The sequence below is a fragment of the Paenibacillus sp. 01T422 genome (assembly GCF_056398785.1).
This window is the reverse complement of record NZ_JBFTQB010000117.1, coordinates 1-15607: the sequence shown is the minus strand read 5'-3', so window position 1 is coordinate 15607 and position 15607 is coordinate 1. Positions and strand designations below refer to the sequence as shown.

10 protein-coding genes and 1 pseudogene are annotated in these 15607 nt (G+C 49.0%); 6 read left to right on the top strand and 5 right to left on the bottom strand.

The genetic code is table 11. The annotated features are described in order from the left end of the window. Nucleotides 1–1101 (top strand): RNA polymerase recycling motor HelD (gene helD, locus AC1DUA_RS09150; RefSeq protein ID WP_477499434.1); only part of this gene is annotated, 1101 nt, incomplete at its 5' end. A gap of 495 nt (nt 1102–1596) precedes the next feature. Here helD and AC1DUA_RS09145 read toward each other — a convergent pair. From AC1DUA_RS09145 to AC1DUA_RS09130, 4 genes are all read right to left on the bottom strand, one after another. Then, a complete protein-coding gene (locus tag AC1DUA_RS09145; RefSeq protein WP_235959360.1) occupies nt 1597–1722 on the bottom strand; it encodes a DUF6254 family protein in 126 nt (41 codons plus the stop codon). Between the two features lie 159 nt (nt 1723–1881). After that, nucleotides 1882–6432, bottom strand: coding sequence for a glutamate synthase-related protein (locus AC1DUA_RS09140; protein ID WP_477499433.1), 4551 nt, complete (start codon nt 6430–6432; stop codon nt 1882–1884). A gap of 623 nt (nt 6433–7055) precedes the next feature. Further along, nucleotides 7056–8402, bottom strand: a complete 1347-nt coding sequence (locus AC1DUA_RS09135) for a glutamate-1-semialdehyde 2,1-aminomutase (protein ID WP_477499432.1) — start codon at nt 8400–8402, stop codon at nt 7056–7058. A gap of 488 nt (nt 8403–8890) precedes the next feature. Continuing rightward, complete coding sequence (locus tag AC1DUA_RS09130) at nt 8891–9928, bottom strand: LCP family protein (protein WP_477499431.1); 1038 nt, start codon at nt 9926–9928, stop codon at nt 8891–8893. Nucleotides 9929–10091: 163 nt separating this feature from the next. On the opposite strand from AC1DUA_RS09130, the pseudogene AC1DUA_RS09125 reads away from it, so the two are divergent. The 5 genes and pseudogenes from AC1DUA_RS09125 to AC1DUA_RS09105 form a co-directional block, all read left to right on the top strand. Beyond that, nucleotides 10092–11051: pseudogene (locus AC1DUA_RS09125) on the top strand (ABC transporter ATP-binding protein); the annotation flags it as partial. After that, nucleotides 11044–11838 (top strand): ABC transporter permease, encoded by a 795-nt coding sequence (locus AC1DUA_RS09120; protein WP_477499430.1) that lies wholly within the window; start codon nt 11044–11046, stop codon nt 11836–11838. The pseudogene AC1DUA_RS09125 and the gene AC1DUA_RS09120, both read left to right, overlap by 8 nt. Before the next feature lie 3 nt (nt 11839–11841). Continuing rightward, a complete protein-coding gene (locus AC1DUA_RS09115) occupies nt 11842–12630 on the top strand; it encodes an ABC transporter permease (protein ID WP_477499429.1) in 789 nt (262 codons plus the stop codon). A gap of 533 nt (nt 12631–13163) precedes the next feature. Beyond that, entirely contained in the window at nt 13164–14468 is a 1305-nt protein-coding gene (locus AC1DUA_RS09110; protein WP_477499428.1) for a phytoene desaturase family protein, read from the top strand. 27 nt (nt 14469–14495) lie between these two features. Beyond that, a complete protein-coding gene (locus AC1DUA_RS09105; RefSeq protein ID WP_477499427.1) occupies nt 14496–15416 on the top strand; it encodes an RNA polymerase sigma-70 factor in 921 nt (306 codons plus the stop codon). Nucleotides 15417–15436: 20 nt separating this feature from the next. On the opposite strand, the gene AC1DUA_RS09100 is transcribed toward AC1DUA_RS09105, so the two are convergent. Further along, on the bottom strand, nt 15437–15607 hold a 171-nt coding region (locus AC1DUA_RS09100), incomplete at its 5' end, for a hypothetical protein (RefSeq protein WP_477499435.1).

Below are 15607 nucleotides of genomic sequence, written 5' to 3'. Positions count from 1 at the left end.
CATCGTGCCTACATCAAGCTGCGCAAAATGGAAGTGGGACTTGATTCATCTTTCGATGATTATGAGCAAGAAAGGCATATGCTCGCTCGAACCGTCATGAAAGAGCATTTAAAGTCTGTTCGAAGCGCAGTTAGGCTGCTTAAATTCGTTGATATGATTGGTCTCTATGGGCAGTTGTTTGAAAACAGGGAGGGGGCAGCCGGGGATGAAAGGGAGCTGATAGCAGAGAAACCACGCTATTGGTCTGAAATCTGCGGGCGAACGCTGGAGGAGCTGGCGCAAGCCAGGCTGCCGTACGAGGACGCCACGCCTTTCCTGTATCTGATGGAAGCTGTCTATGGCTTCCAGACGAACGGTGCCGTGCGCCACGTCATTATCGACGAAGCGCAGGACTATTCTCCGTTTCAGCTGGCTTATCTGAAACGGCTCTTCCCGCGCTGCCGCATGACGGCGCTCGGCGATCTGAGCCAGGCGATCTATTCGCACGCTTCCGCGTACAGCGAAATCGATCCGATCGCCGCTCTGTACGGGCCGGAACAAACGGAAGTCATCCGTTTGTTCCGCAGCTATCGCTCCACGCGCGAGATCGTGGAGTTCACCCGCGGCATCGTGCCTGGCGGCGATGCCATAGAGCCCTTCACCCGCGCTGGCAGCAAGCCGCGGGTGATCCAGACCAGCGATCGCGGATCGCTGCATAGCCTGCTGGCAGCCGAAGTAGCGCGGCTGCAGGATGAAGGCTATGCCTCCATCGCGATCATTACCAAAACCGCGAGCGAGGCTGAGCTCGCGCATCAAGCCCTTACGCCCCTGCTGCAAGCACCGCTGGGGCGTGTCACCAAACACAGCCCGACCTTCGAGTCGGGCGTGCTCGTCATCCCTTCGTATCTGGCGAAGGGGGTCGAATTCGATGCCGTGCTCATTTATGATGGTTCCCATCATCAATACGGCCATGAGAATGAGCGCAAGCTGTTTTACACGGCTTGCACGCGGGCTATGCACGAGTTAAGTATTTTCGCGCTTGGGGACTCGTGTCATTTCATCACGAGTCAGCCGCAGGATACTTATGTGCTTTCGGACACCACCAAGGATGGTCTTAGTTAGGACGGAAGATACTATCGGCACTATCCCCAAGAGTCAGGAGATTATTATCGTGGTTAACAACTGCGATCGTGTCTGGGAACGCTGTTCAGAAGCTTCTGAGTGAAAGGGATAGTGTCCATAGTTGCACTTCAGATTGAGTGTTGAGCAGGTGGGATAGCTACAGAAAGAAATGGCGAGCTCATACCTGAGCGTGAGGGATAGTGTCCATAGTTGCACTTCAGATTGAGTGTTGAGTTGGTGGGATAGCTACAGAAAGAAATGGCGAGCTCTTACCTGAGCGAAAGGGATAGTGCCCATAGTTGCACTTCAGATTGAGTGTTGAGCAGGTGGGATAGCTACAGAAAGAAATGGAGAACTCTTACCTGAGCGAAAGGGATAGTGCCAATAGTCACCGCAAACTCAAAGAACCCAGCGGCCACGTATCCATCCTAGGATGCGCGATCATTGGGTTGCTTTGAGTTGGTCCCTCTTCTGACATTGGAGAGGGTTCTTGCGTTACTTGTTACGTCCCGCGTCGTACTCACTGGCGAATTCGGCCAGAGACTTCACCTTACCATGTGGATGTCTAGCTTGTTTGCGGCTTTTCCATGCAGCTTCTTCGCGGCGTTTCGATTGGCTCATAGCAAAAAACCTCCTATGGTATGCGGATGGGTGTTGCCCTAATAACGTGTGATTTGCGCGGTTCTTTTATTCAGGGCATCCCTGGTATTCTCGCCACTGCATAAAAAAAGCTCCACAAGACCTTGAAGGTCCTGTGGAGCTTTCATGTATCTATTCTATCTATTCCGTAGCAACGGATTGGTCAGCTTGCATGTTGACCGGGGAGATACGGATGAAGCTAGTTTCAAGATTGCTTAGCAGACCGTCGATTTTGACTGCTGCATCCGTTTGACCGGAGTTAGCAAGCTCTGTGCGGTAAGCTGTGAGCAACTCAGTAAGATCTTTGATGCTTTGTACGCCGATTGTTTCAATTTTAACTTTTGCGCCTTTGGCAATACGACGTTCGATAGCTGCTTGGTCTAGACCCATTTCTGGTACAAGACGTTGGTAGATAACTCCACCTGTCATACCTGCACAAATCCATGGACCTGGATCGCCCATAACAACGGCACGGCCGTTTGTCATGTATTCGAACGCAAAACCTTTGAGGTTCGCACGAGCGGCAAGTCCGCCGAGCTCATCTCGTAGAGGTGTCGTGATTTCGCCGCCGAATACAACGTCTGCACCGGAGAAACGGATACAAGCACGTGTATCTGCGCTGCCTTGAATCAAGAACAAGCCTTTTTGTGCGCCGTAACCAAATGATTTACCAACGCTACCGTTGATGAACGTGTTGTTTTTGCCAAGTGATTTCACGATAGCTACTTTACCACCGAACGCCATTTTACCAAGACCATCCTCGGCACCACCATGTACAGTAATGTCAACGCCGCGGGCATTGAATGCACCTAAGCCGTTACCTGGAACAGATCCGTCAATGAGATTCAGAGCGATAGCTGGCAGTTCATCGTAGCTGCCGTCGAAACGGTCTCTTACGCGATGGCTGGAATAACGAGTTCCGAGAATACGGGACTCTGCATCCACTTTGGACCAGTTGCGAACGATTGGAGCGTCGAACGCCAAGGATTCAGGGAAGAATTCCAGACCTTCTGCACCAGCCGCGATACGGATATCAGAGGATACTGCTGCTTCTTCCATAGCTCTTTCAGCATCAGAAACGAACTGAAGTGGAGCAGCGCGAAGAATGTCAGACAGATCAATGCGATCCAAGTGGCTGATTTGCTCAAGTAGGTCAGAACGGCCTACTAGGTCTTGCAAGCTAGTGAATCCAAGGGAAGCAACAACTTCACGTACTTCTTCGCCAATACCGCCGAATAAACGAACCAAGCTGTCAACAGCAACGTCAAATTGACGAGGCACGAAACGACGAAGACCTTTTTCTTCTGCTTCTTCCAAGGAATCGATTTGCGTTGCGATACCAACGTGGCAAGTGTCTAAGTGACAGCCGCGGCATGTTGTACAACCGATCGATTGCATTGCGATACTACCGAAACCTGCACGGTTTGCACCGAGCATAACCATTTTAACAACGTCAGCGCCTGATTTCAGACCGCCATCGGACCAGAGCTCAACGCGGTGACGAAGTCCTGCTTCAATCAAAGCCACGTGGGCAAGCTTAGTTCCAATCTCAGTAGGAAGACCAACGTGTGTCAAGGAGTGGATACGAGCCGCGCCTGTACCTCCGTCAAAACCGGAAAGCGTAATAACGTCAGCGCCTGCTTTGGCAACACCCACGGCAATTGTACCGATACCTGGTACGACTGGGATTTTCACGATGATTTTCGCTTTGCGACCGCTAGCTTCTTTCAACTCGGAAATGATTTGAGCCAAATCCTCGATCGAATAAATATCATGGTTATTCGAAGGGGAGATCAGGTCAGAGCCGATTGTTGCGTTACGAGCTGCAGCGATTTTTGCTGTAACTTTGGAGCCTGGTAAGTGACCACCTTCACCCGGTTTAGCACCTTGACCAATTTTGATCTCAAGGAATGCAACCGCGTTAGCTAGTTCAACGTTAACTCCGAAACGACCGGATGCCACTTGTGCACCGCGCGTTTTTTTGTAGCGTCCGAGCATATCTTTAATTTCTCCGCCCTCGCCGTTCATGGTTACCATGTTCAGGCGTTCGCCGGCTTCAGCGTAGGCACGGAAAGCTGTTTCGTTCTGTGAACCGAAGGACATGGAGGAAATCAGCATCGGCAAGGAATGACCGCCAATGGAGATATCAACCTTCGATGGATCAAGCGCTTTGCGACCTTCTCCTAGTGCTTTCTCCACATTGAATCCAGCAATGTGACGAATGGAGATTGGGTTCTTCTTCTCTTCTTCACGCAGTTTGTCGCGGTAGTCGTCGTAAGAAGCAGCTCCTGAAGCCGCATCGCCGAGCGCTTTCCACATACGTTGGAAGAAACGGAAGTTTTTCGCTGCTTTGGCTTTCGGATTGGTGAAATCGTTGTAACGAGCTTCAGCTGCTTCTTCGAGTTGTGCAAAGCCAGTTCCAGCTTTCTCACTACCCAGGTAGTTCACGATATCAAGCACCTCAGCCACTTCCGGATGGAAGCCTATGGAGGAGAAGAAACGTGTATAACCGCGAAGTTCATGCGTACCGATCGTGGAGATGACTTTCTCCAGACCTTTGGTAAGAGCTGCGTATACTTTACGTGCTGCTGACGCGTTGCCTTCTTTATCGGAAGCAGTTGAGAACAACAAGTAAGGTGAAATAACGTCTGCTCCAACACCACAAGCGACTGCGATATCATGCAAGTTGCGAATGGCTGCAGAACGAAGAACCAATGTAACGTGACGGCGCAGGTTGTCGCCGAAAGTAAGTTTTTCTGCGCGTAGTGCGATATCGATTTTGGAAACGACTAAGTGAGGCTCAAGCCATAAACGATCGTTTTGGTGAGCTTCTGAATCATCAAGGATGATAAGCGCAGCACCAGCGCGAGCAGCAGCAATAGCGTCAGCGGCCAATGCATCCAAACCAGCGCCAAGAGAAGTTTCTCTTGCAAAAGTCGCGGAAAGCACGGCAACAGCATTGTCACCTTGTGCACGGAACAGAGCAACCAATTGCTCGAAGGAAGGCTGGGACAGATGCTCTTCGCTGTCTACACCGTTCGTACCTTCAAGTACAAGCGGAGTTAGAAGCTCAAGGCGCAGGTTACCATCAACCTGGGAGTATACTGGCGTACGTGAACCTGCAATAACACGAGTCGAGAAATGCTCCATTTCACGGTCACGGTCAATCGCTGGGTTCGTAACAACCGCAACGCTCTCTTTAATGAAGTCAGGCACGTTTTGGCGTTCCCAAGCAATAGCTGCGTGAGGGGAATCGTGACCCAAGGAGCGGATTGGCTCGGCGCCTGTTTCGGACATCGTTTCGATATAAGAAATACCGTCGCGATCCCAACCAAATGCACTGTACAATTGATCCGTTGCAACAATGTTTTCGTTAAGCTCGGCTTGTGTGTCTGTTTTCAAAGGATTCAGATATTTGCGAAGACCGCCAATATTCAGACGTTTACTTGCGCGTTCATACACAAGAGTCTGTACTTCATGGTAAGGAATGACTTGAACATGTTCACCCGGTGTCAACACAACGCCGACTTTCTCACCTGGTGCGATAGGCTTCGGATCAGCAACCATTTCACCAACCGTGATAACGCCTTGCTCGGAGGAGAAGTACAAGGAAGTTTCGCTCTCAACCATCCAAACAGGACGTAAGCCAAGCGCATCCACGCTGAAAATACATTCGTTGCCGTAACGAGAAACGATACCTGCAGGACCTTGAGCGAAGTGGCCCCAAACTTGACGGTAGTAAACATACAGATCTTGAAGTTCAGGACGGAATTGTTTCATTTCATTAATAATAGGAGGGAAAACCATTTCCATGGCTTCGAAAAGTGATAGTCCAAAACGGTGAATGAAGGTTTCAATCGTTCTATTCATGTCTTGGGAGTCAGATCCGCCGCTAACGAGTGGAACGCCAACCATATCTGCTTCAAGACGAAGTTTCTTAACTGTGTTAATTTCGCCATTGTGCCCGAGTAGGGAGAACGGTTGAACGCGGAAGAAGCTGGACAGTGTGTTTGTGGAATAACGGTTGTGACCGATGGTAACTTGGGAAGCGAAAAGTGGATCACGTGTATCGTTAAAATATTTCGGAAGAATGCTTGCTGCGCCTAACACTTTGTAAGCTGAAGTTACATTGCTTAGTGTTGCAACGTGAACGTTGTAACGATCTTCAATCGCAATATGCAGTTCAAAAAGGTGATCAGCCACTTGGCCTTCTGTTTTGTTGCTGATTGCAGCGATTTGCCAGAATGTAGGCTCATCGTTCAATCCGTTAGGACCAAGAACATTGCTATCTACTTGGTTTTCTTGCTCGAGAATGATGGACACATCGTGGGAAGCAAATAGCTCACGGATGCCATTCTGAATCTCGGTAACGGTCAGGTCAAGTTTGCGTGGTACAAAGATGTGTCCAACAGAAAAACGGTTATCATAAGCAAGTTTGCCGTCTAGTCCCGCGTCTGTTAATTTCTTTTCCCAAAGAGCGCGTGGAATGTCAGTTAAAATACCGCAACCATCGCCTTCGCCGTTAATAAATCCTGAGCGATGTTCCATTTTTACAAGGGCATCAATCGTTTTTTGGATGTTTTCACGGGTAGGATGACCGTTCTTTTCAATAATACAAATAATACCGCAGCTGTCGTGTTCGGTTCCTAGTAGATCTTGAAAACGGCCTTCATTACGCATAATTTCATTCATTGCTCAGGTCAGTCGCCTGACCGTCACCTCCCCTATATATTTAACTCCTCATTCACTACATTTCTTGCATTTTGGCATTAATGAGCCCGCAACTCTTAGCATTTTCAATGGATGACCAGAAAGCGATCAAAAACGAAATATGCGAGATTTTGAATAAAAATGCAATTTAACTGAATAGCATGCCAATTTCGAGGAAATGGCTCCCTTGAAATCAGTCAAGAATCGACCCGTCATAAAGTAAGGCATCGCATACAAAAAACGAACGTGAATTTGTAAATCATGCCCTAACTTTCTAGGAAAATACTGCGAAAACAAGACTTTTCGTTAAAAGGGTAAAAGTAATCTTAGAATAGCACGAAAATGTTCATCCGACAATAGTTGCAGAGCGAAAACAAAAATGTAAGCGTTACCTTTTTTGTATAATGGTGAATAAAGGTAATTTTTTTAATGCTTGGCTTCCTCTTAAAATACGAACGAACTATGAACCTAATAGGATCATAGTTCGTTTCTGGGGCATGTCCGTCGGAATAGGTAACAGAAAATTCCTTGTGCGATAGGGCATGATTTGATGTTTTTTTATACGTCATCACTTTAATTGTGTGTATTTTTGAAAAAATTTAATCTTATCTTGTTTTCATGATTTTGAAGGCATGATCCACCGCATCCAGCGTCTGGGCGATGTCTTCTTCGGTGTGGGCAATGGTAGTGAACCATGCTTCATATTTGGAAGGAGCGAGGTTGATCCCTTGCTCCAGCATGAGCCGGAAGAAGTCTGCGAAGCGTTCGCCGTCGGTATCCTGCGCTTCGTCATAGTTGGTGACAGGATGATCGCAGAAGTGGGTTGAGAACGCGCCGCCAATACGGTTCAGCGTCAAGGCGATGCCATGTCTCGCGGCGGATTCCACGATGCCGCCTGCAAGCGTCGCGCCAAGCTGCTCGAGCTTGGCGTAAACATCTGCCTGCTGGAGCACCTCCAAGCAGGCGATGCCGGCCGAGATGGAGGCGGGATTCCCCGCCATCGTGCCGGCTTGATACGCAGGTCCGAGCGGAGCGACCTGCTCCATCACGGCCTTGCGGCCCCCATAGGCCCCGATCGGCAGTCCGCCGCCGATCACTTTGCCTAGGGCCGTAAGGTCTGGCTCGACGGCGGCGAAACGCGCCGCCGCCTCGGCTGTGCCTCCCTCCACGAGAGGGAGGCCGGAGTAGGTCTGTGCCGCTCCATAATGGAAGCGGAACGCTGTGATGACCTCGTCGTAGATGACGAGGGCCCCGTATTTGCGAGCAGCTGCGCAGAGCTGCTCGAGGTAGCCGGCATGGGGCATAACCATGCCGAAGTTGCCGACGATGGGCTCCACCATCACCGCGGCAATCTCTTCGCTCCATCGCGCGAGCGCCGCTTCCAGTGCCGGAATGTCGTTGAACGGCACGGTGATGACCTCTTGCGCGATGCTTGCAGGCACGCCGGCGCTGTCCGGCGTGCCGAGCGTGGACGGCCCGGAGCCGGCCGCCACAAGCACTAGATCAGAGTGGCCGTGGTAGCACCCGGCAAACTTAATGATTTTGGTGCGCCCCGTGAAGGCGCGCGCCACGCGGATCGTCGTCATCACGGCCTCGGTGCCGGAGTTGACGAAGCGCACTTTGTCCAGCGAGGGAATCGCGGACTTCAGCATTCGCGCGAACTCGATCTCGAGTTCGGTTGGGGTGCCGTACAGCGTGCCGTTCTGTGCGGCGCGGCAAATCGCTTCGGTCACGTGCGGATGCGCGTGACCGGTAATGATAGGGCCATAGGCGGCGAGGTAGTCAATGAAGCGATTGCCGTCTACATCCCAGAAGTGTGCGCCTTGCGCACGCTTCATGAAGACGGGGGCGCCGCCGCCGACGGCTTTGAATGAGCGGGAAGGGGAGTTGACCCCGCCCACGATGTGCTTTAATGCTTCTTGATATAATTGCTCGGAGTTTTTGCGTTCCATAAGTAGATATCATTCCTTTATTCGTAGTATGTATTGTTTTGTTTTGTTTGTTTTATACAGCAGCGGACTCAGAAGCCCTTAGTTCCACTATTTCGCAAGAATAGCGGAAATAACGGACCGAGGTGCCGTTAATTATTGTTTCCGGTATTGTTTTTACCTGAATTGGGGCTAATAACGGCTCTGGTGTCCGCTAGTGATTGCTAACGCCCGAAAAAACGCAAATAGCAGCATGGGAGTCCGTTACGGACGGATGCGGGCTGACGCTAGTTGGCGTTAATTAATTCGCACTACTGCTGATCCTGGCCGCTGCGAGCTAGTACGTTGAGTAGATAATTATTTATGTCATTAATCATCTCATAAAAAGCCTCTACTTGAAGGGCGATAGGCCCTGTACCAAGTAGAGGCATGTTAATTTCAGTCGCTTACACTGCCGTTATTTTTACAGAAGCCTTCAGCTGCTCAATCAGCCATTATTCTTACTCGCTTGCTTACTTCGCCGTTGTTTTCACGGAAGTCTTCGGTGTAGGTGATGGTGATGGTTTCGTTGGACCTGTGTCTGCGTCAGCTTTGCCAGCAAATAAATCCTTCACATATTGCTGCAACTTATCTTTGTTTGTTGTAATTACTGCAGCTCCCCGGACGTTTTTCTCGACGAGGAGTTCGCTCGGCGGAAGCTGAGAGGAGACGATGCCATCTGCTTTGGCTTCAAAACCTAAGGTAGAGAGCTTCAGCATATCCGTCACACTTAGATTCGTATCAATGTAAGGATCCATTGCATTCAAAATTTTTGGCAATTTAATGAGAGATGACGTAGTTTGCATTTTCTCGGCAACTGCCGTCAGGAACTTCCGCTGGCGTTCTGTACGTGAGAAATCCGATAAAGCATCGTGCCGGAAACGCACATACTGCAGGGCTGTTTTGCCATCGAGATGCTGAAGCCCTTTTTTTAAATTAATATCATACACATGGTCATCTTCTGAATCGGAATATTTCATATCCTTTTCGACGTCGATTTCAATTCCGCCAACGGCATCAATTAGAGCAATGAACCCTTTGAAATCGGTATAAACATAATACTGTACCGGAATACCGAGCAAATCACTGACGGTTTTCATGGCTAAATTCGGACCGCCCGTCGTAATCGCTGTGTTGATACGGTCTTCACCTTCGCCGGGAATTTTCACATATGTATCACGAAGGATCGAGAAGAGGTGAGCCTTCTTGGTTACTGGATCAATCGATGCGAGCATGATACTGTCGGACCGGGGCAGCTCATTCTTCACCATACCGCGGGAATCCCCGCCTAGGAGCAAAATATTCACCCGATTCTTGCCTTCCCATTTCGGCGGCGTGTATTTGTCTCCCTTGTCCTTAACCGATTGGGCAATAAGGGGTGTGCTGCCTTTCGGCGCATCCGGTTTGTTGGATATATTTTGCGCAAAATGATAAAAGGAATAGGAATAATAACCAGCCACCACTATCAGGAGTAAGCCGATCAGGAGCAAGGTTCGTTTAATAATTCTCATGGTTCTGCGCTCCTTTCTAAGGTAGGGATAATCTGTACTTTTTTTTCTTACAGAATTCATGTATCATGAGTTTGGTGCAGTTGTTGTACATTTTATCTTTATGATCCATATTATAGATGCTACGAAACTTCGATAGCAAGTTACGGCGAATTTTGCCGTTATAGAGTACAAGCATATTACAGCTGTGAAGGACATTAGCTTTCAAATTCCAAAGGGCGAAATTTGCGGATATATCGGTGAAAATGGCGCCGGCAAATCAACCACAATCAAGATGCTGACCGGCATCCTTGTACCGACCTCCGGACACATTAAGGTCAATGGTTTCGTTCCATTTAAAGAGCGCGAGAAGTTCGTAGCTGGAATCGGTGTCGTGTTCGGCCAACGCAGCCAGCTGTGGTGGGATATCGGTGTTGTAGAATCCTTTCAATTGTTGAAAAAAGTATACCGTGTCTCCGAAGCCGACTACAAAAAGCGCCTCGACGAACTTGTCGACCGCTTGCAATTATCTGATTTACTATCACGACCTGTCCGTAAATTGAGTCTGGGGCAGCGGATGCGCTGTGAGCTTGCCGCTTCGCTGATTCATAATCCGGCGATTCTCTTCTTAGACGAACCAACGATCGGTTTGGATATCGTCGTGAAAACGGAAATTCGTGAATTTTTGAAATCACTCAATCAACGCTACGAAACAACGATCCTGCTGACTACGCATGATTTGCAGGACATTGAGGCACTTTGCTCGCGTGTTATTATGCTCGATGACGGCCGTATTATTTATGATGGCGGTCTGGAAGAGCTGAAAGTCAAGTGGGGCAAAGGCAAAGAAGTGGTGCTCCAGTTCGAGCATCCGATTACATTGCCGCGTCTGCAAGAGCTGACGAGGGGTCTGGATGTGGCGTGGCAGCTTGAGAACGAATTGTCCGCCAAGGTGTTCATCCCTTACGAGCGTGCGAACGTATCTGAAGTGCTAAGCCGAGTGGTCGGCGTTGTGCAAATTCAAGATATCAAAATCAACGAAACGAACACAGATGACATCGTACGAGAAATATATAAAGCAGGTTCAGCTGATGTGAAACGTCCAGAGGAAGCCAAGCAGCCAGAGGGAGCTTTCACACATGCTTAGTGCGTATCTGGAAGTTATTCGCATGCGATTTCTGATGATGCTTGCTTATCGGGTGAATTACTACAGCGGCATTTTGATCTATGCTCTTAACATTGGGTCCTATTATTTTGTTTATAAAGCCATTTATGGCGGACAAGAGATGATCGGCGGACTGACACTGGGCCAAATGACAACGTATGTCGCGGTTTCGTGGATGGGTCGCGCGTTTTACTTCAATAACCTGGACCGGGAAATTGCCAATGAAATTCGTGATGGTAGTGTGGCGATCCAATTCATTCGGCCGTACAATTATGTATTTGTGAAAATGATGCAGGGACTCGGAGAAGGCGTCTTCCGCTTGCTGCTCTTCACCGTGCCGGGCATGATTTTCATTTGGCTGCTGCTGCCGATTAAATTTCCAAGCGATCCAAGCTTATGGGTGATCTACTTTGTTATGCTGTTTTTCAGTTTCTTGATCAATACGCAGCTTAATATCATCACTGGTTTGTTTGCTTTCTTCCTGGAAAGTAACGAGGGACTAATGCGCATGAAGCGCGTTGCGGTCGACTTGTTTTCAGGATTGATTATTCCGATTTCCTTTTTCCCGGGATGGTCCAAATCAATTCTAGAGTGGCTGCCGTTTCAAGCCATTACGTACTTGCCGAGTGCAGTGTTCACTGGGAAAATTGCAGGTTCAGCTGTTTTTCAAAATCTAGGCGTACAGGTTCTATGGTTCGTGCTGCTGCTCATTCCCATGGTTGTTCTATGGGTCAAATCCAAAACGCGTTTATTCGTACAGGGGGGTTAACATATGAAGTTCTATCTCTCCCTGGTTGCTGAGTATCTGAAAAATTACATGAAAACCCGCCTCACCTACCGATCCGACTTCTGGATTGATGTGATTTCCGATTTGATGTTCAATGGGCTCAACTTATTCTTCATTCTCGTCGTTTTTTTGCAAACGCAATCGCTCGGCGGCTGGAATCAAGAACAAATTTTGTTCATTTACGGCTATTTTATGATCCCGTATGGCATATTCATCACTTTTTTTAATCTGTGGGGCTTCAGTGAACGATATATTGTTAAAGGGGAAATGGATCGCATCCTGACCCGTCCGGCTTACAACTTATGGCAGCTGATGCTGGAGAATCTCAGTCCCTCTTCACTCTTTAGCGCTTTGGCGGGGCTGATTGTAATGATCTATTCTTGGGTGAAGCTGGAAATTCCTTTCCATTGGCATGATCCGCTCGTTTTCATCCTGATGGTAGTGGGCTCCATCCTGATCTATGCTGGCGTGTACATCTCGCTGACGGCGCTTGGTTTCTACTCTGATGCGCCTACGGGCATTCTGCCGCTGATTTGGAACATTCAGAACTATGGGCGTTATCCGGCTACGATTTACAATAAGCTGCTTCGCAGCATACTGACGTGGATTTTGCCATTTGCGTTCGTTGGCTTTTATCCTGCGGCGTATTTCATCGATCCGGCGAACTGGAAGTGGTTCGCGCTACTGACGCCGGTTATGGGCGTGGTGTTCTGCTTTATTGGCATCACGGTTTGGAATATTGGCGTGAAACGGTACCGCGGTGCGGGATCGTAGAATAATTTGGCTTGGGCCTCCAACTCTGCTTATGCGGGTTGGAGGTTTTTTTTGCGCTGGGACCTCTACAGTAGAAGCCTTGCCATCCTATTGATACCGTCTTCACCTCCACCACAACTTTGATGCTCCCAAGAAACGATCCATTCAGCTGTATCAGCAAGTATAGATGGAAAAACTACCGCTAATCTGCACGGTTCAATGGCAGGAAACGAAATAGCGGTAGAAGCTCCAGCTAAATCGTAGATAGCTGGGCGAAACTCGCTAGATGTGTGAAAATTAACGGTAGAAAATCCAGTTACTTGGCCAAGAAGTGGAAGAATTGCTGCAAACAGCAGGAGTAATCGGCGTTATTGTAAAGTAATCCTTCTGCTCAACTGCGCAGCTCCCAAGAAACGATCCATTCAGCTGTTTCAGCAAGTATAGATGGAAAAACTACCGCTAATCTGCACGCCCCCGACTCCGCACCCCACTGTCACAAAACACGAGCCTCATTCGCCATATGTAATGAAAAGACAAAACGGAGGCGATGGAGCATGACGGAGTTGCATAAATTCGAGTTCAAACAATACGATACTGCTGTAATTGGCGGTGGTTTGGCCGGCCTAATCTCAGCTATCGAATTAGCTAGAGGCGGGCAAACGGTGATTATACTTGAAAGAGCAGCACGCTTGGGAGGCCGGGCGATGACGAATAAGAGAAATGGCGCCTTTTTTAATCTGGGCGGGCATGCGTTATACCGTGCAGGGCAAGCGTACGCGATTTTGACGGAGCTGGGAATCCGCATAGAGGGGGGAAGTCCTTCATCCAAGATTAAGGCGATGTGGAACAACCGTATCGTTCCCATGCCCGCAAGTCTGGGCAGTATGCTGACTTCGAAGCTGTTGACGTTGTCGGGTAAAATGCAGCTCATGTTGCTCGTGATGAAGCTTGCCATAATGGACGCAAGCCGCATCCCTGACATGAGTCTGAGAGACTGGGCGGAGGCGGAGATTTCGGACCCTATGGTCCGTCATGTCTTTTACTCGCTATGCCGAACAGCTACCTACGCGCAGGATTCCGACTTTCTGCTGGCGGGTGCCGCACTGGCTCAGGTGCAGCGAGCTTTGAAAGGAGTCCTTTACCTGCATGGAGGCTGGCAAACAATTGTGGATCAGCTAAGAGACAAAGCCATCCAAGCGGGTGTGCAAATCGTCAGCGGGAAAGATGTAAAAGAAATCATCATTGAAAACGGTAGGGTTCAAAAACTTAAGCTTGCCGAGGGCGAGCATATCCATGCAGCTAATGTCATCAGCACCGCCTCTCCAGCAGAGACTTATAAGTTGGCAAGTGATGCGGCTGACCGGACCTTGCTCAAGCAGTGGAAGGATCAGGCGCGTCCGTCCATGGCCGCATGCTTGGATCTGGGGTTGAGGAAATTACCCGAAGGCGGGCGAGACGTTGCTATGGGCCTCGATCAACCGATTTTCTTCTCTCACCATACCCTAAACACCCAATTAAGCGACAATGGAACCTTGGTTGTGCATTTGGTGAAGTATAACGGTCCAGGGGAGAGTGATCCGAAGGCTGACGAGAGCCTGCTCACCGCAGCGATGAATACCCTTCATCCAGGTTGGGAAGATGAGGTAGTGGCACGTCAGTTCCTGCCGAATATCACCGTTGTCCACGACACGCTGCATCGAGGAAGGTCGAGCCGATTCACAGGGCCAGCAGTTGAGGGAGTTCGCGGACTCTACGTGGCCGGAGATTGGGTCACGCACGGCGAAATGCTCGCCGATGCTTCAGCAGCAAGTGCCAAGCGAGCTGCGACCGCTATTTTAAAGAGCAGCATCATGGCGTAAAATGGAAATGAGTGGGAGGTGAGAGCTATGGAAACTGCTGGGGATGCCGAGCAGATGTATACGGCATATAAACCGCTTTTGTTCACATTAGCTTATCGCATGCTGGGAAGTGTGATGGATGCCGAGGATATCGTCCAAGAAACTTTTCTATATATGAATGAGAGGAAACCTCAAGGCATCCAGAATCCTAAAGCTTATCTATGTAAAATGGTGACCAATCGCTGCATCGACAAGCTGCGTTCCGCGAGCAAAATACGTGAGGTCTATGTAGGCCCATGGCTGCCGGAAMCATTTGTGGCGACGGAGAATCATGGCGATGTGCCAGAACTTTTTTATACGCAAAAGGAGTCCCTATCCACTGCTTACCTATTGCTGCTGCAGCAGCTTTCCTGGGTAGAGAGGGTGGTTTTCCTATTAAGGGAAGTGTTGCAATACGAATATGAAGAGATTGCTGAAATAGTTGATAAAAGCAGTGTGAACTGCCGTCAAATTTTCCGCAGAGCCAAAAGTTCGATCAGTGCATTTGCCAGCCAAGATGACGAAAATTTAGGGAACGTAAGGCATAAGCAGCCAGTGGAGGATCAGGCTAACGCTATCGTGGAACAATTCGTAAATGCCTTAACTTCCGGCAATATGGCTCAATTGCTGAGCATCGTCAAAACAGAAGCTGTACTATACTCGGACGGTGGGGGCAAGGTTAAAGCGGCTATACGGCCTATCGAGGGAGCAGAACGTATTGCGATGTTTTTATTAGGGGTACTGTCCAAAGTTCCGAGTGGCTTTAGTTTTGAGTTGATGACAGTAAATGGACAATTGGGTATTGTATCCTATCAGGACAGACAGCCGAACAATGTGATGACTTTCCATATTGAAGATGGTCAGGTTGCGGCTGTCTATTTGGTTGTGAATCCTGAGAAGTTGAGGCATGTAGCGGTTATGGATGTTTAAAAAGGTAGATAGATTGTCTATCAAAGCGCTCGGCGAATGACTTTCTTATAATGCTTCACGGAAAGAAATCCGAATACGGAGTATAAAGCGGTATAAAGGACCATGACCACAATCATGGGTGTCCACAGTTCCGCTCCGAACATGAACCAGCCGGACTGAACGGCGAAGTAACTATGAGCAAGGCCTACGAC

Bases quoted from the DNA above. Each gene is read 5' to 3' on its own strand.
- AC1DUA_RS09145 (WP_235959360.1), bottom strand. From the start codon at position 1,722: ATGAGCCAATCGAAACGCCGCGAAGAAGCTGCATGGAAAAGCCGCAAA.
- AC1DUA_RS09140 (WP_477499433.1), bottom strand. From the start codon at position 6,432: ATGAATGAAATTATGCGTAATGAAGGCCGTTTTCAAGATCTACTAGGA.
- AC1DUA_RS09135 (WP_477499432.1), bottom strand. From the start codon at position 8,402: ATGGAACGCAAAAACTCCGAGCAATTATATCAAGAAGCATTAAAGCAC.
- AC1DUA_RS09130 (WP_477499431.1), bottom strand. From the start codon at position 9,928: ATGAGAATTATTAAACGAACCTTGCTCCTGATCGGCTTACTCCTGATA.
- AC1DUA_RS09120 (WP_477499430.1), top strand. From the start codon at position 11,044: ATGCTTAGTGCGTATCTGGAAGTTATTCGCATGCGATTTCTGATGATG.
- AC1DUA_RS09115 (WP_477499429.1), top strand. From the start codon at position 11,842: ATGAAGTTCTATCTCTCCCTGGTTGCTGAGTATCTGAAAAATTACATG.
- AC1DUA_RS09110 (WP_477499428.1), top strand. From the start codon at position 13,164: ATGACGGAGTTGCATAAATTCGAGTTCAAACAATACGATACTGCTGTA.